15 protein-coding genes are annotated in these 17,375 nt (G+C 37.7%); 1 reads left to right on the top strand and 14 read right to left on the bottom strand.

Annotation, left to right across the window (positions count from 1 at the left end; all coding sequences use genetic code 11):
- Window positions 1–12: 12 nt before the first annotated feature.
- Window positions 13–1,068: an SDR family oxidoreductase gene (locus LF817_RS01840; protein WP_253934055.1), complete on the top strand. Its 1,056-nt coding sequence runs from the start codon at window positions 13–15 to the stop codon at window positions 1,066–1,068.
- 42 nt (window positions 1,069–1,110) lie between these two features.
- Here the strand turns inward: LF817_RS01840 and LF817_RS01835 are convergent, their stop codons facing one another.
- The 14 genes from LF817_RS01835 to LF817_RS01770 form a co-directional block, all read right to left on the bottom strand.
- Window positions 1,111–2,295, bottom strand: a complete 1,185-nt coding sequence (locus LF817_RS01835) for an MFS transporter (RefSeq protein WP_253934054.1) — start codon at window positions 2,293–2,295, stop codon at window positions 1,111–1,113.
- Between the two features lie 161 nt (window positions 2,296–2,456).
- Window positions 2,457–3,446: a metallophosphoesterase gene (locus tag LF817_RS01830; RefSeq protein ID WP_253934053.1), complete on the bottom strand. Its 990-nt coding sequence runs from the start codon at window positions 3,444–3,446 to the stop codon at window positions 2,457–2,459.
- Window positions 3,447–3,459: 13 nt separating this feature from the next.
- Window positions 3,460–5,250 carry an ABC transporter ATP-binding protein gene (locus LF817_RS01825; RefSeq protein WP_253934052.1) on the bottom strand — a complete coding sequence of 597 codons (1,791 nt, stop codon included), beginning with the start codon at window positions 5,248–5,250 and terminating at the stop codon, window positions 3,460–3,462.
- Between the two features lie 21 nt (window positions 5,251–5,271).
- Complete coding sequence (locus LF817_RS01820) at window positions 5,272–6,444, bottom strand: nucleotidyltransferase domain-containing protein (protein WP_253934051.1); 1,173 nt, start codon at window positions 6,442–6,444, stop codon at window positions 5,272–5,274.
- Window positions 6,413–6,847, bottom strand: a complete 435-nt coding sequence (locus LF817_RS01815) for a lasso peptide biosynthesis B2 protein (protein ID WP_253934050.1) — start codon at window positions 6,845–6,847, stop codon at window positions 6,413–6,415. The genes LF817_RS01820 and LF817_RS01815 overlap by 32 nt, the downstream gene beginning before the upstream one ends.
- A 74-nt stretch (window positions 6,848–6,921) precedes the next feature.
- Window positions 6,922–7,215 (bottom strand): lasso peptide biosynthesis PqqD family chaperone, encoded by a 294-nt coding sequence (locus LF817_RS01810; RefSeq protein ID WP_253934049.1) that lies wholly within the window; start codon window positions 7,213–7,215, stop codon window positions 6,922–6,924.
- Entirely contained in the window at window positions 7,175–8,140 is a 966-nt protein-coding gene (locus tag LF817_RS01805; RefSeq protein WP_253934048.1) for a phosphoenolpyruvate carboxykinase (ATP), read from the bottom strand. The genes LF817_RS01810 and LF817_RS01805 overlap by 41 nt, the downstream gene beginning before the upstream one ends.
- A gap of 60 nt (window positions 8,141–8,200) precedes the next feature.
- Window positions 8,201–8,362, bottom strand: coding sequence for a paeninodin family lasso peptide (locus tag LF817_RS01800; RefSeq protein ID WP_253934047.1), 162 nt, complete (start codon window positions 8,360–8,362; stop codon window positions 8,201–8,203).
- Window positions 8,359–10,320, bottom strand: a complete 1,962-nt coding sequence (locus tag LF817_RS01795; RefSeq protein WP_253934046.1) for an asparagine synthase-related protein — start codon at window positions 10,318–10,320, stop codon at window positions 8,359–8,361. Before LF817_RS01795 ends, LF817_RS01800 begins: the two co-directional genes overlap by 4 nt.
- Before the next feature lie 169 nt (window positions 10,321–10,489).
- A complete protein-coding gene (locus tag LF817_RS01790) occupies window positions 10,490–10,621 on the bottom strand; it encodes a paeninodin family lasso peptide (protein WP_253934045.1) in 132 nt (43 codons plus the stop codon).
- A 14-nt stretch (window positions 10,622–10,635) separates the two neighbouring features.
- A complete protein-coding gene (locus tag LF817_RS01785) occupies window positions 10,636–12,576 on the bottom strand; it encodes a lasso peptide isopeptide bond-forming cyclase (protein WP_253934044.1) in 1,941 nt (646 codons plus the stop codon).
- A gap of 277 nt (window positions 12,577–12,853) precedes the next feature.
- Window positions 12,854–15,454 (bottom strand): hypothetical protein, encoded by a 2,601-nt coding sequence (locus tag LF817_RS01780; RefSeq protein WP_253934043.1) that lies wholly within the window; start codon window positions 15,452–15,454, stop codon window positions 12,854–12,856.
- A gap of 15 nt (window positions 15,455–15,469) precedes the next feature.
- Window positions 15,470–16,363: a fibronectin type III domain-containing protein gene (locus tag LF817_RS01775; protein WP_253934042.1), complete on the bottom strand. Its 894-nt coding sequence runs from the start codon at window positions 16,361–16,363 to the stop codon at window positions 15,470–15,472.
- Between the two features lie 181 nt (window positions 16,364–16,544).
- Complete coding sequence (locus LF817_RS01770; protein ID WP_253934041.1) at window positions 16,545–17,264, bottom strand: metallophosphoesterase family protein; 720 nt, start codon at window positions 17,262–17,264, stop codon at window positions 16,545–16,547.
- Between the last annotated feature and the right edge of the window lie 111 nt (window positions 17,265–17,375).

Raw genomic sequence — 17,375 nt, 5'->3', positions numbered from 1 at the left:
GGAGTGAAGAGATTGAATATTTTCTTAACAGGATCAACGGGTTTTCTCGGCGGTAAACTGATTAACAATTTAATGAAGGATACGGACCACCATGTTCATGTTCTTGTACGTAACTTGAAAAAGGCTGAACTTCTAGTCAATAGCTTTTCCAAGGAAAATCAGCAGCGTATTCATCTCATCGAAGGAGATATTACAAAGCCACATTGCGGCCTTTCCGATCAGACTTTTAATGAATTGAAAGGCCGCATCAGCTGCTTTTACCACTCTGCTGCGCTTGTAAAATTCGATGTCGAACTTAGTGATGAATTATTCGCCATCAATTTCGAAGGGACAAAAAATACTCTCGAACTTGCGAAACAACTAGAAGTGAAAAAGTTCTTTTATATCAGCACCGCTTATACAGTTGGAAAAAGGAATAAAGGTGTTGAGCAGCTTTATTCACTCGAAGCTGAGTATCATAACCCTTACGAAGCAAGTAAAGTACAGTCCGAACACGTTGCTTTTTCCTATAGCGACGATATGGATGTTTCTATCTTTCGTCCCTCCATTATTGTCGGAGATTCAAAAACTGGAGAAGCGGATTCAGAATTTACTCTTTATGGTTTCATGCGCGCGCTCGACATATTTAAACGACGCGTTGCTCGAAAAAAAGGATCAAACACAGCCAGTTACCGAGTCATTGCTAATCAAGAGGGAACTTCGAATTTTGTCCCCGTAGATTACGTAGCCGATATATTGAGCTTAGCCGTAGAAAAAGCAGAACCTCATACGATTTACAACATTACGAACCCGAATCCACCAAGCAACATTGAGATCCTTCAAATGTTTAAAGAAGCTTTACAGTTTGACCAACTTGACTTAGTGGATAGTCGAGGCGAATATGAGTTAAGTGAAGAAGAACAACAGCTCAACGGAATGGTTGATATATTTAAAGTCTACCTTTCTGGAAACGTCACGTTTGAAGACAACAATACTCAAAAGCTGATTGAAGGATCTAACATCCCCCATTTGCAAATGTCTCGTGAGACCATGCAGATGATCATCAATGCCTATTTTACGGCCAAGTAAAAAAGCCCGAAAAATCCATTTGAGGATTTTTCAGGCTTTTTTTTATGATGCAGCGGCATAGCCTTCTTGACTGGATTTCTTACTATTTAAGAACAGGGAAGCGATCAGCATCAAGATTAAGAAAATCAATACGACACTAAAGCCGCCAGCTTGCCCAAAGACTTCAGAAGCTAAACCGACGATATACCCCGCAATTCCGCCGCCGATACCAGAAGCAATATAAATCAAACCTAATGCAGAACCACTGGTTTTTGATAATTGCGTTCCAAACGCTGTAGCGGTAGGGAATAAAGTTGAGAAAAATAATCCGGCACCTGCGAACAAGTATGGAAAACTATCAGCAAACAGGAAGCTGACTCCTACCATGATCAAAGAACCTGCTGAGAAAGTAATTAGTATGATGCGTTCATTAATCCAATTTGATAAATAAGCGACAGCAAATCGGCCGATCATGAAGAATACGGAGAATAATGAAAGAATCATAGCTGACATACTTTCTTTTTCTGAAGTTGATATGCCGCCTAAATCAAGCGACTTCAAATAACTCGGGAAGAAGTTCGTAAATGAAACCTCTGCCGAAACCTGCAGCATGAGAAAGACCATAAGAAAAACAAATTGAGCATCTCTTAACATAGGTATGAAAGCTTTTAAATCAACCTTCTCTGCCCTTCCAGAAGGAAAAGCAACAGACGTAATATAAATGATGACTAAAACTAAACTAACAGCAATGCCTATATAAAATACTCGCCAAGAAGCGAATTGGAATAGAAAGTTTAAGATTTGCGGAAATAAAACCATCCCAAGTCCATAAACTCCCATCGCATAATTAAACATTTGACGCTGCTTATTTGGATAAGCGGCAGGAACAATGGCATTAGAAGCTACTCCCAAAGCCCCAAGACCGAAACCTACAATCATGTAGAAACCTAAGAAAAACATAATATTGGGTGCAGCACCTGTCCCAATAAACCCTAGCCCCATAATGATGGAACCAATAATCGTCATTGTCCTTAAACCTTTTTTATCCGTGTAGTAACCAATCACGACACTTGCTAAAGTGAAACCTAATTGAAATATAAAAACTACGAGACCGAACTCGCCCATATCAAGTCCAAGGTCTCCCTCTACTTGATCGAGAACGATTCCTTTCGTATTTGTGACTCCCCCAGAAATAAACTGAGTGAACATAAGAATGATTAAAGCATGTATGCTCTTACCTTTTGACATGGTGTGTACCTCCTGAGTTGATATCGAAAAATAAATCCACTCCGAGAAATACCCCATTATTATTTCAGTAAAACAGTTTAAAACTATGTAAGCGATACCTCAAAAAATTCTTTTATTTTAGAAAAATCAGCAAAAAAACTGCCCTCATTCAAGGGCAGCAATTATTTCTTACTTTTAAATGTGAGGACATTAATTTCCGGTGTATTAAACATCCTAAACTTCAAAAAGGAAATAAAGTTACTGCTCCCAAGCCCCCGACTAACATACTGCTTCGTACCATGATATTCCCAAAGCCCGCTTACCCGGTCACGCGGCGGCAGTATACCTCCTCCCTTATACCAGGGTTCAGGTACAAAAAGCGCCCCTATAAAAGGAACACGGATTTGACCGCCATGATAATGTCCCGCCACAATCAAATCATAATCTCTCCATATAAATTGAGGGTTATCGATAAGCTGATCCATTCTAGCATCAACGACTGGATAATGGTTAAGAGCAATAAGCATATCGTGATCTGTTTCATTCAATTCAGCAATTTCACTCATTAAGCGTTGCTGGTGATTCCGGTATTGAGCAGTTTTTGCATACTTAGGTCTAACCCTGCCATTAGCTACAACCACACCTTTTTCAGGATTCAAAACTGATACTTCAAATGCATCAAAACGGATACTCGTTTCCCCAAACTCAGCATTGTAAGCTGCTTCTAACAGCTTCACGCCTCTCTCTTCCAGCCCTTCTACAAACTCGTCCTTTACGTAATTACCTTCAGTATCTATAAAATAACTTTCCGGATCAGCATTTCCCGGGACATAAAGGGCATGTTTTTTATTCTCAATCCCCTCTAGTAAAGTATAGAACGATTCATAATGCCTGCTGTCCACTCCGTTCAGCATGTCGCCGGTAAAAGCAATGACGTCATAATTTACAGAATTAATGGCTTTTATCAACTTTTCCTGCTCGGTTCCAAATACCTTTTCATGAAGGTCCGTAATTTGTAAAATCGACACGCCTTCTAATTCTATAGGGAGGTTCTCTATCGCTACCGCTTGTTCGACGACTTTTATCCTTTGGTTATCCCAGATTGTGTAAGTTGTTATAGCTGTTGCTAATATCATAATTCCAAAGATCATTTTTCGCACAACCTTTTTCACGAGTCCCTACTCCCTAGTGTGTTGCTTTTAATTGGTTTTGCAACAAATGGCTGAACATACTCCTCTTCTGTTCAGCTAGTTGATTGAAACCGCCTCTTTGAATAACTTTCCCTTCATCTAAAACTACAACTTGATCAGCGCTCCTTATAGTCGAAAGCCTGTGTGCTATGACAATAATCGTCATCTTTCCTTTCAATCGTGCAAGAGCCTCCTGAATATTCGATTCGTTCTCGGTATCAAGAGCACTTGTAGCTTCATCTAAAACAAGAATAGATGGCTTCCTTAAGATAGCTCTTGCTAAAACAAGGCGCTGCCTCTCCCCACCAGACAATTTAATACCTCGATCACCGATCAAGGTGTCAAGACCTTGTGGAAGGTCACGGACAAAACTAGCTGCAGACGCAAATTCCAGCGCTTCCCATAGCTCAAATTCCTTTGCTCCTGGAAAAACAATCGTCAAATTCTCCCTTATACTAACATTAAATAAGAAAGGATCTTGTGGAACATAGCTGATAGCCTTACGCAGGGATAATAAATTCTCACTGCTCAAAGGTGTATCATCCAGCAGCACTTCTCCTTCCTCCGGCTGGTTAAGCCCCATCAGTAAATCAATAAGAGTACTCTTGCCTGCTCCAGAACGACCAACAAAGGCCGTCATTTTATTAGCTGGAATCTCTAGGTTAATAGCGTTCAGGGCGTAATCTTCTTGATCCTGATACCGGAACTGAACATTTTTACACTCAATTTTTCGTTCAACTTTCAATGGAGTAACAGTTGAAATACGAGAATCAAATTCTTGCGCTGACTTACACTCTTGCTGAAGACCTTCAACAGCTTTTAAAGAAGGTAAACTAGTGAAAATCTGTTCCAAAGAAGCTTGAATTCCAGCAACCTTAGGCCATAACCTTGAAAAAATAACAATGACCATCATGAGTTGAGCAGCCTGGGCGTTAAACATTGTGAAAGCTAAATAAATAAAAACAGCGATGAGTACAGCTGATGCCGTTTTATAATAAAACTGAGAAGTCGTTTTCATGTGTGTATATTGAATCTGTTCGTTTTGAATACGTTGAGTGATTTGCTCGTACCAATTCATACGAGAAGCTTCTAATGTATTACTTTTCACGTCTTTAATTCCGTTGATTTGGTCTGTCAAGCCACCAATGTATTCACGTGCTAATTCAAAGTTTCTATTTCCTAACGCCAGTGACCGCTTCAAAAATTTACGATTAAAAAAGAGGAGAATTCCTCCACATAATAAAACAAAAACTGTTATTGTTGGGGATAGAAAGAATGCCAGACCAATTTGGATGAAAGTGAAAACGAGTGATGCGATAAATTGCAACACAGACTGAGTTCCCATACTCGCCCTGCCTATTTCAGAAGTCAAAATATTAATCAAATCCGACTTACGATTGCGAATGAAAAATTTCCAATTCGCATTCAAAATTGCTCCATAAGTTGTTATTCTCAAGTGACGCAGAAACCCTTGCTGAATCGTAGCATTACGTACCGAAAGTCTCCGATTGATAATGTTTTGCCCAATTACTATCCCCACATAAATTAACAAAATAGCTGGCAAACCAATCGCGCTTGGAATCAATTCTAAAAAACCAAACATGCTGGCAAACGGCAGACTTCCCGTACCTAAGTCCACGATTCCGCTCATACTTATCATAGGAATAAGAAGGAGAATCCCTACACCTTCCAGAAGTCCGATCCCTGCCATAGCAATCATATTCAAATATAAAATATTACCTGAATAAGAGTGGATTTGTTTTAAAAAATAAAGAACATGCTTCACGGGTTTCCCTCCTTTGCATTGTCATGCCAATTTCCTTGATTTTCTCCACCCCCACAAAAATGGACGTAAGGGAAAGTATAAAAAATGAAGAAATTTGGGTAAAGGCAGCGTCTCTGCATCTTGAGGATACGGATATAAAAAGCTGAGAATAAAACAGATTTTTTGTTGGGCAGTCATAAGCGAAAATAAATGTCTTTTGTGATAAACTGCTATGTCTTTAGGTAATGGTTCTGAATGTAAATTCACCATCGTTTCTAAATAATACACAGCCTGCTGTGCGAGTCTTTGAGAGTGTCTTGACCGCTTCACCTCAAGTGGAAGGGTACTATCAAACAGCTCTGTTGATAATTCGATAGCCTGCAGCCCTACATGACGATAGCCGTACTTTCCCAAAAACTCCATCTTTCTTGCCCATTGGGTATGTTTCTCCAACAACTGGTGGACATCCAAAAGCCAACGTAACCTGGACCACCCGTGCCTTGCTCCGTGGGATATAAGAAATAGGAAGAGGTCCTTTTCTCCTAACATATAGATAGGCTGTCTGGTTACAGAACTCATCCTCTTCCGCGCCCATAACTCTTCAAAGCCAGGCTCTTTCGCAGGTCCAGGGTTCAAACGCCAGTGCACTTCCACCTTCACTTTAGTCACAGGATGAGTATATGTGATATGGTGGTGCCGCCACTTCCAGTCATTTAAAATCGTTTGTATATAATCATCTTTTTGATAACCGAGTTTAGTTAATAACTTTTCTGCCAAAGGCAGCTGCTCTATCTGAACTAATACATCTAAATCGTTAGAAGTCCGAAGAGATACATCACCGTATAATTCAGCTGCAAGAACGGGCCCCTTTAAAAACAGAAGAGGGATTCCCTGGTTCATGAACTGGCAGCTAAGTTGCTGCATTTCACCGCTTAATCGAAGCATTAGAAATATATTCCGCTTATAATCAGCCTCTACGGTTCGGAGTACATATTCCGGAATTTCACTAGGATCGCACCATTGCAACCGTTTATAAAGGAATGGATAAATGCGGTGATGCCGCGTTTGTTTTATAAATAAATCCCAGTTCACTACCTTAAACAAATATGGATCAATGACGGCTGCCTGTTCTGGATAATCACACTTCGCCAATTCAATAATCAATTTAAGCTCGACTGGCAGTTTAGATAGATTCAGAGGTATACTTTTCTCCATGCTGTTTTCCTCCTGCATTTTTAGCGAATTTACCAACTACAGTAAATCTTTCCATGCCTTCTGCCCCGGTTATATAATATGGACCACTACGCAGCCATGCATGTGCAATCATTTCCCCATTATCATCTCGTGCTGTGCCAAAATAAATCGTTGAAGACATTCCCCTGCGTTCTATCATTTTCATAGCAGCGACCGCTTGGACCATACACTGACTCTCCCAAAATGTATACTTACTCATGATTTTTATTGATTGTGAGATTCTCGCTAATTCTTTTCGGTCCATACCCTCAAGGTGTTCTAAACTTTCCTGAAAAGATTCACCTAAACTTGACGCTAATCTCTCAAACGGTACACTTTTTAAATATCGAGCTTTTGCCAGAAATAAATAAGCTTCTGCAAGCATCCTCCTGTTTCTCCAATTCATCCGAAAAAAAACTCGCAGCCTATTCAATTTTGTCCAACCCCTTCATGCGAAGCTCATCCATGTACTTTAATCAGCCCTTCTTCTAAAAGCATCTGCAGAAATTGATTGACTTGCTCCTCACACTCAGATTGAGAAACTTCGTACTGTGAACGCAGTTCTCTCACTACTTTTTCGAAAGTGACCGGAGACTCTATTAAATCCCATATCAGACCGCCAACTTCCCCTAAATTGTAATATTTACCATTTTCCACACTAAGCATCACTTTTTCATTCCCCATCGAACTAACAATGTTTCCTTCTGTTTGACTAACTATTGGATTCGATAAGACTTGGATGTTCTTCACCATGAGATACAGCCTCCATTCGTAAGGTTGATAGAATCAAATCAGGCAAATCATTCGCAGAAAAATAAGTAACAGGTCTTGTTAATTTATATAACCTTATGTGCTCACATAGTTGAGCACATAAGCTAAAATGCCAGTTCATCAGCCCCATCGGTTTCACCATAAAGTTTCGGTAGGTGTGATTAAAGAAAGTGTAAAGTTTAAGTAAGTTATCGACCTGATGAATGTAGACTTTGTCTGCTTCTCCTTTTTCTATTTCAATAACGCCTGCAAGTGGCAGTCTTTTTGTCACGAATTTCTCTTCTACTGGAATAGCATATTTTGTTTCCCTGTCCACAATTGGACGAAGTCCGGCCGAAGTCATATCAAACTCATCAAGACTTTCTTGCCATAACTTCTGTTGTGGATAAGCAGGTGTGACTACCGGAACTCCATTTTCTATAGTAACTGGAATGACATCGTCACTAATTAACTGATGTCCTCGATTTAAAAAAGCAGACGCCGTCGTGGATTTCCCAGCCCCTGAATGACCGACAAAAGCAAATGCTTTACCGTCGATTTCAACAGCACTTCCATGGAGTGGCAGGATATTTCTTTGTAATAAAATCGCTCCCATGCACGTACCTAGTAGATAAAGACGGATGTGGTCTTCCTTTACATCTTCAAGTGGAGAATAAAATATTTTACATCCTTGTTCTATCATGAAAATAGCTACTTCCGGTATCTTAAATAGACAACGCTGCGGTTCCACGTCAAAATACTTGTTGCTTTCAGCTATTCTCTCCCAAATCTGAGCTAAATCTTTTGATTCAATGGTTATATCACCCTTTTGCTCAGTACGAATAGGGATAAGTTCTGGAAAAGGAAATTTACTTTCGATAATAAAACCAAAAGCTGTGTACTTATTTGTCATTGAGGTGAGAAGCATCGGTCTGTCCTCCCTAAGGAAAATGCCCCTACTTTCAACAAATAGAGGCTTATTTAAATATCAGCTGTCTAAATCACTTAAACAACTTGCGTTTGATCTTCCATCATGAGTTTCATGCTTTCCTTCAGATACATCAAAACAATCTGAATTAGCATTCCCTGGTCCATTCATTGTCATCTCAACATTTAATATATCTAATGAGGGCTTTTTCCATTTCTTCATTGAGCATTCACCTCCTTTCGAGACATATTTTTAATAAACCTTGAAACGATTAAACCGCGCGTCAAAAGTTTAAAGTCTTCCTCAAAAATCATTTCAGGTCTTGGGTTTGTCCCCAGTCTATTTAGTGATTTTTTTAGTTCAGCTAGATTCAACAGATCTGAGAGCTCAGAATCATCGGAAACCTTTTGAACTTCTTCAAGAAATTCTTTCCAATTCCGTTTCATTCGGTGGATTGTATCGGCACCCTGCAAGCCTCGCCTGTGATAATTAAGTCTTACATTTTCCGGAAGAATATTTTTAGTCGCTTCTCTAATAAAATAACGTTCCATTCCTTTTTTTACATATAATTCATCAGGTACTGATAAGCAGAACTTGATGACATTAATATCATTAGTAGGGTCTCTGTTCCATAGTCCATAACGTAATGACAAGTTGGTTTCCGCTACACCACTTTTATTCCAAACGTACCCTTTCTCATAATAATCTCTTCTATACTCTGTTAAATCTTTATTAGAGCCGCTATTGTTATCCATTCCAAATGCTAACAATCTATCGTACACGTTAGTTTTTTTCGCTAGATTGGGATTAATAAGTTGAGAGAGAAGACTGCCAGAACCAACAGAGTTATTTGTATTAGAAAAAGCTCTTTTGGTCAGAATCGGTAATACATTAGACTTTCCAGTTTTATAGATTCGTGTGTAGTCATTCAGTTCATTGTTTAGTTTCTTCCATTTTAATTTCTTAAAAAGTGACGTATAGTACTCCATATTTAATTGCCAAGATCCCCACGAAATGGAATGGTTTCCTCTCGCTCCATTTAAAAGAACTTTAATATTTTGGGTGTGAGCTTCCTCATTAATTCCTTTAAGCCAATACGTGTTTTCAAAAAATTTATAAGGCATTTCCATTAGATCTAAAAAATCATCTACTTCTGATAAAGGATTCCTACCCTCAAATGAAAGAAAATTGCTATCAATATTACCTACATGATCCATGGTTTCTTTAATTAAAGGCTTTTCATTAGGCATGTAATACTTAGGCGTCCAATCTTCAAACGTTGTTTCTGGGATATAGCTGAAGGTGTGTAATTTCTTTCCTTCTTTTTTTAATTCATTAGCAGCAAAGCTGACAACTGTGCCAGAATCCAGCCCTCCACTTAAATGTGAACCGACCTCCCCATACGTTCTTATCCGCTCAGTTACAGCTCGATTAAAAACTTCATGAAAGGCCTCTATATATTCTTCATTCGATTTTAATTTCAATGGTTCTACTTTCCCAATAGCTTTATATTTAGATAAAGAGACTTTTCCATTTTGGACAGACACACTATGAGAGGGAGGAACTTGATTGATAGATTGATAGACTGTTGAAGACATGTCCACTGCTTCCACCATAGTAGGAATCGCTAAAAATTCTGCTAACCATTCTTCATTTATATTTTTATTGATATAAGGAAGAGAAAATAGTGACTGCATTGTTGTAGAGAAAGCGAATCTAGAAGAATCAGTATAGAAATAGAGAGTACGTGCCCCCGAAAAATCTCTGGCACCAAACAACTTATCATTTCTCTCATCCCAAATCATGAAAGAAAAATCTCCTAACAATTTGCTGACTACATCCTCGTCCCATTTATAATAAGCTAAAAGAATCAATTGACTGTCTGAAATGAATTTTCCCTCTACTTGAGAAATATCCAGCTTAGCTAAAAGTTCGGCGCGGTTATCAATAATCGCATCTGCCGTGATGGAAAGCTTCCGTTCATAATCATAATAAGGAAGAGTTTCATTTACTGACTCAGGAGTGATCCATTGATTATGACAACAAAGAAACACATGATGGTTAGACCATTTCTGCACACTGTCTGCTTGATATTTCTTATAACTCCCCATCATTTTATTAATGTAATCTATTGATACTTCCTGTCTATTGAAGTTAATGATTCCAGATATAGCGCTCAATCACTCTCCCCCTCGAAAAATAAACTCATTATATCTTTTATAGAAACAACCGCATTTTTGTTTTTATTATTTTCATAAAAGATATAATAAGTTCTCTATACGGTTGTATAGAGAACTTCTATACCCTTTGCTCAGGTGACCATTTAAAAATTTCACTTTTTCTACGGAATTAACTAAACGTTAAATCCCCTCTGTGTGTACCCTCTGGAAAATCATTATCAAGGTGATCACCTTCAGTTCCTAGCATCGTCTTATTTACATCTAGAACTTCTACTACAGGATTTTGCCATTCCTTTTTCATAATCTCACCTCCTCTCAGTGAAAACTTTTAATATGACGATACACAATCAAACTGCGCATGAGCACCCTATAATCCGCTTTAGTAGCATGGGTAGGATCAGGCTTCTCTTTTAATTTCAAGGATGCTTTCTTTATTACATCCATGTTTAAATATTTCTCCATCTCAGGGTCGATACTTAACTTTTGAACTTCATCTGAGAAATTATCCCAGTGGGGAATCATTCGGTGCACCCAATCCATACCTTGTACACCTCTAGTCTTTTGATTCAGCCTTATTTCGTCAGGTAATAACTTTTTAGTAGACCTTCGTACAAGTGCACGGTCTAAACCCGCCTGAATAAACTGATCTTCTGGTAAAGCTAAACAGAAACGTACTACTCTTAAATCATTGGTGGGATCCCGCTTCCATAGTGAGTAACGTAAAGAAAGTTTAGCAGTCAACGTATTTCCTGAACTCCATGGAAACATATCCTCAAACAATGATCTCCTTTCTTCATATATAGTGGATGCTTTGAGCCACCCGGTTTCACCTATTCCGTGACCAGCAAGCTTTTTTAGAACCCCATTCTTTTCTTCAAATTCAGGGTTAACCAACATGGGAAAGCGAAAAGAAGGTTCAGTTGATAATAGTTTGCTGATCGTAGGAAAAGCGATTTTAGCGATACTAGGCAGTCTCCCAAATCTGGCACCGCCCGCTTTTTGACTATAATTGTGAAGCTCATGAGTTAACCGCAGCCATTTCATTTTTTTTAATAACGTGGCGTAATAGTCTAAAGCTGATCCCCAGGAGATAGTGAAGTTTCCTCTGTCTCCATTTAGTAATACGCCTATATTTTCCTGGTGCGCTTTTTCAAACATCCCTTTTAACCAAAAAGAATTCTCCACAAATTTATAAGGCATTTCCATCGCTTCTAAAAAATCATCCATTTCTGAATAAGAATCTTTACCTTCAAAGTCCAGATAATGCGGTATTATCCCACCTATGTGCTTTACCGTTAAATTTATATTTGGACTCTCGTCAGCTATCAACTGCTTGGGGGTAAAATCTTCAAAATCCTTCGGGGGGATGTAACTAAAAGTGTGCAATAGCTTATTCTCACGTTGTAACGTATTTGAAGCGAAACCTACTACCGCTCCTGAATCTAATCCCCCACTTAATTGGGCCCCTATATTTCTATGGGTGCGCAGCCTGGAATCGACGGCTTTTTGAAAAACTTCTTGAAAAGCTTCCACGTAGTCCTGATTCGATTTATATTTAATCTGCTTTCCAGGCTTTAATGAACAATATTTGTGAAAAGAAATTTCACCTTGGCGGATAGTTATGCTGTGTGATGGTGGTATTTGTTGAATAGTTTTATAAGGAGTGAGCACAGCGTCTACTGAATCGATCATTCCAGAAATAGTTAAGTACTCAGCTAACCATTGTTCATCTAATTTTTTCTCAATATAAGGTAAAGTAAAAAATGGATGTATTACTGTAGAAAAAATAAATCTATGGGGATCCTTAAAATAATAAAGTGTACGGCTGCCAGAAAAATCTCTCGCACCAAAAAGTTTTTGTTCTCGCTCATCCCAAATCATGAAAGCGAAATCTCCAATTAAGTATTTAGGAGATTCTTCCCCCCATTTGTGATAAGCAAGTAAAATCAGCTTACTGTCCGGCATCTTCAATCTAAGTGTTTTACTAACACCAAGCGCATCGAACAGCTCCTGGCGGTTATCAATGATTGCATCAGCTGTAATCGCTAATTTTCTCTCAGGATCATAATAAGGTAATTTCTCTCCTACTGACTCAGGGGTAATCCACTGGGCATGACATCCTAAAAAAATGGTCTTTTGCCTCCACATTTGTACATCATCAGCAGGGAACCTATGAAGTGAATTCATTATAGCTTTACCATGATCAATTGATATAGGTTCCTCATTGAAATTCATAATCCCAGCAATTGCGCTCATAAATTTCCCTGCCTTCCCTCTTAAATAAAAACATCATTTCTTTATAACGAACGAAAAAGTTGTACAAATTTGCATATTTTAGTAAACAGTTAGCGTATTACATAGCTTCATTCTATATAAAGAACTTAACATACTTCTATAAAGAACACAATATTAATATTTGTTTTTCGCCTTATTTTTCCAAAATTCGGACTATGACAGGAGAGTATTTATAGTATTAAAGTTTAAAAACTAAAAAATAAGTACACAGGAATGCCCTGTGTACTTATTTTAATTATTACTCAGCTATCAATCCATATTGTTTAAATATAGCCTTCTCACTAACAAATTCCCAGGTAACTCCGCCATCCACCGCACTCCCTGATGTATGACTCGGAGCTGTGGTAGAGGAAGTACCTGCATCTATTGCTTTATAAACATTCCCATTATAATTAACCATCTCTTCTAAAGAATATACGGTAGAGGCTTGCCAGCTAGTTTCATTAGCCGTACCTTCATGTATGCATATCCAACCAATATATCCACCAGGTTCTAAGTCAGCTTCTTCCAGCTTTTGACGATATCTAAAGTAACCAGAAGTGGGTTCTGTTGAAACAATAAAGTAAGGATCTTTTATTCCGTTAATCAAGTTATTAGATAAAATGAGGTGACTATTATTAGGATCGATCGTTGTATTCTCTAAAGTATTATCTCTAATCTGAAAGTCTGGAACCGGATACTCTGACAACGGAATTACTTGCATGGAAACGCCATACGACGTAAACGTATTCCCTTTCAACAAGATTTTTTCACTAGAGGTAAATGATGATGTAAGTAATGAAATAATACTTTCTGGATTTTCACTTATTGGATTCATATTAAAGCGATTATTTGTAAATTCTAAAATTCCATTCATATCTCGAAAATATACAAACCTGTTTTGTGTTGTATTGATCTCACATTGATCAAAACGTAAAATGTCCATTGGTTGATCGTAACTTGCAAAAAATTGTGTTTCATTAAATATGCAATCTTTAAATTCATACTTATAACCCGTGGAATTAACTCGGAATTGTAAAGGAGAGTCCAATGCAGAACAGTCGAAATAGCACTCTCTATACAGTCCTGGAGCAATTGTCACTGTTAATGTACCAGGGATCAGTTTGAAATGATTATTAGTCATCATCCATCCATTTTGATCAGAATAATTATAAAACCTGGCTTCATCCAAGTGATTATTTTGAATAATTTGTGGGGATCCAGTTAATTGCAAGTCATTTTGACCATCTGCAGAAGATGTATTATTTAAGTCTCTGTAAAAATAATTGGCGTCTATTAGTGAAGTAAAAGGTAAATCTTTACTCAAACTTAGTGAGCTGTTATAGAAATAATTATCACTTATTAAATGTCTTGCCGATCGTCTAGAACTAACAGAAGAATGGAACATTGTATTCCCATTAAATAAGGCCTCCCCCTGTAAATCCCAGCTGCTTCCATTGATGATATTATCATTAATGTGAACTTGCCTGCACTCACCCCATACGGTACTAGGTCCTAACCTCTCCATATAATTACCATAAAAATAAACATGCTGCGTACTTACAAAGGCCACACCGATTCTTGTCTCGTAGAGATGATTGTTATATATTCTTATATTTTGATTTAAACCATATCCATCTTCAACATCGATTGCACAACCTGGTGAAGCTCCACTTATATGATGAATTTTATTTCCACTAATAAACAAATGTTTCCCTGTAGGTACTATTCCACACCTTCTAGCATGGTGAAGATTACAATTCTCTATATATACGTACCTGGGGCTTAAAGATACACATAAACTCAATGCTGTGCCTTCTTCGTCGGTTGGAAGTGTACCCTGATATAAGGATAATTTTATACTGGCAGCTCCATCAGGAACTTCGATATCATCGAAAACTTTGACTCTGGTTAATACGTCAACAAAATCATTATTATCATCGTAAAAAACAACGTCAAAGGTTTCGCTTCTTATATCTCGCCCAAAATCCCCAAAACTATTGCCACAAACGTTAAAAAATCCATACTCACTAATTGCTGCATCTGGTAAATCAATAAAATCTATGCTTCTAATTCTTGAAACGTCATCAATTAAACTACCATCAGCAATGTTAAGACTTCCCTGCTCCCAATAGTCAAATGCACTCATATTATAAAAATTTGGCTGAGCCTCCGTGTATACACAGTCACCAGTTACGTTATAAATATGAAGGAAATCTATATGAATAAATCTTGAATGATGTTCAACAGTTATTCCCATACCCCATTCATGAGTTCCTGGCACTGTTTCAAAGTCATGATTATAGCGGTCGCCTTCTATCTCGCCATTTGTAATTCTAATGAATTCCGATTTATTCTCGATTAAAATTACACTATACCTTTCTAAACCATTATCCTGTATACGAAGTTTTGAACCGCCTAAGTTAAAAGTCATTCTGCTTGGGATGATTAAAGGATTTTGTTCATCAATTAGGTACACACCATTCGGAAGCACAAATTCATCGTATCCATTTTGACTTGCCCATTGAATCGCTTCATTTAACTTCTCAGAGGTATTGGCTGCGTCATTCCCCTCATTTGAAACATCCCACTTCTCGAGTTCTAATAAATAACTGTTAGTTATGTCAGGAACTACCTTCCAAGCACCATTTTGAAAAGAAACGATCCCTCGTTCATTAACATCACTAAAATCAATATCCATGATATCTTCAAAAGAAAAACCCGAGAACTGCTGGTCTAACTCCGATAGTTTGCTTTGTAAATTCTGCGTTTCATTTACATAAACAGCTTTTGAAACGGTTAAAGGATAGATGAATTTATCATCACAATTATCTTTCAAGCGGTTTATTTTACCTAACATATCAACACTCCTGTGTTAGTCGATCTCTATATAATTATGAGATCCATTTATTGAAGCATCGTGACCGTTTCCTGATTGATCTAACACATTGCCTTCTGAAGTGTCGTATTCAGCAATTAAAGTATCATCATGATACACAGCGATTCTATAAATATTACCCGGCATAGAGTTCGAGCTGTTTGAACCATATAGAGTAAAACTCCCACTCTTTGGATCAATCAAATAATGAACGACTTCAAAATCCTCTCCAATTGGAACGTAGTTACCGAGATTTCCAGGGATTTGAGTGCCGTTCACTTCTATTTTTTCAATATTTCTTTTCGCCCCGGACATAATGGAGTACCCACCTGGTCCACTGTAAAAAGTATCACCGTTATCCTTTATCGATATTAAACCTTGAAGGACAATAATATTGTGCACAGGAATTGAAGACGGAGCTTTAAAAAAGCTATCAACTCCAGACATCTGTAAATAATACTGAACACTAGCTGTACTTACATTAAACGAAACCCCCGCTGACTCGTTGCCTGCCTGATCAACCACTTTTATTGTAAAAGTATATTCTGTACCAGCAGTTAAAGCTTCCACTTGGAAAGTGGTGTTTGTAGTTGTACCTATTAAATTTTCTTCTAAATAAATATTGTATTCTTTGACATCACTTGATTGACTTGCGGTCCAATTTAAAGTAAGACTTTCTTGAAGCACTTCTGTAGCAAATATGTTTTCAACTTCATTTGGTGGTTGTGTGTCCTCAATTTCTACCAGTTCTGACCCTTCAACCCAGTCTAAGGTGGAAATATCATTACATTCTGCAGCATTAATGTTAGTTACAGCACCCCTATGCCCTTGATAACTAATCTTCTCAATTTCTTTCTCAAACCAATTGCCTACATCTCTTAACTTCCACATGCGAAACCCAACACATCCTTTTTTAAGCAAGTAGTTATATGTATATGACGTCGTTGGATTAATAATTATTGTTTTATTAAATGACAAGCTTATTCTTCATCTGAATAAGCTTTTGTAAAAGCTTCCTTTTTTCAAAAAAAAGAGATAGCCTAATAGCTACCTCTTACTAAACTTAACTGTTTTATACTGAAGCGTTCATTAATAATTTTCTTAATAAATCTTTATTAGGGTAGTCTGAAGAATTAATATCTTCAACTAACTCCTCTAAATCATAGTTTGTCCGCACAATAGAAGTCTGCACTCCTCCATCTTCTATATCAACTATGGCATAGGAGGGTTGGGCTAATCCATCAAATGGTAACCCGACACTGCCTGTGTTAATTACTATCTTCCCGCCAATATGACGAATATATGGTGTATGAATGTGACCATAAATATAAATATCAGCCACTTCGTTAGCCATTAAACGTTCTGTCATGTCTTCATCAGTTTCAGTTGGTTTTACCACTTCAAATAAGTCCTTAGGGGTTGCATGAAACGCGTGTATATTGACCCCTTCATACTCCTCATTAATTTCCTCTGGTAAATCCTTTAAATATTGAACTGAATCTTGACTCATGTTGGATGATGACCATTCCTTCTCTTCATTCATCCCTTCAATCGCATCTTCCGCCGCTTCACCTTCCTGGACACCTCTGACAATCCATTCATCCGCGTTTCCTTTAATTACATTAGCTTTTAATTGACGGACCATTTCCACAGAGCGTTCAGGATCCAGACCTCTATAGGATATATCTCCAAGTACAAATAATTGGTCGATTTTTCTTTTTTCGATATCGTTTAATACTGATTCAAGGGCTCTTGCATTTCCGTGTATATCTGAAATAAATGCTAGTCTCATGACAATCTCCTTTTGTTCTGCTTTGTCTAATTTATTCCCTCCTATCCACTGTTGAAACTAATTTCAAATTAAAATCTGAATAAAATTTGTTAAATCGTTATTTCTTAATTG

Source organism: Halobacillus sp. A1 (genome assembly GCF_024189295.1).
In the GTDB taxonomy this organism is placed as follows: domain Bacteria; phylum Bacillota; class Bacilli; order Bacillales; family Halobacillaceae; genus Halobacillus_A.
Note: the sequence above shows the minus strand (reverse complement) of the source record. Positions and strands in the feature narration are given on the sequence as shown.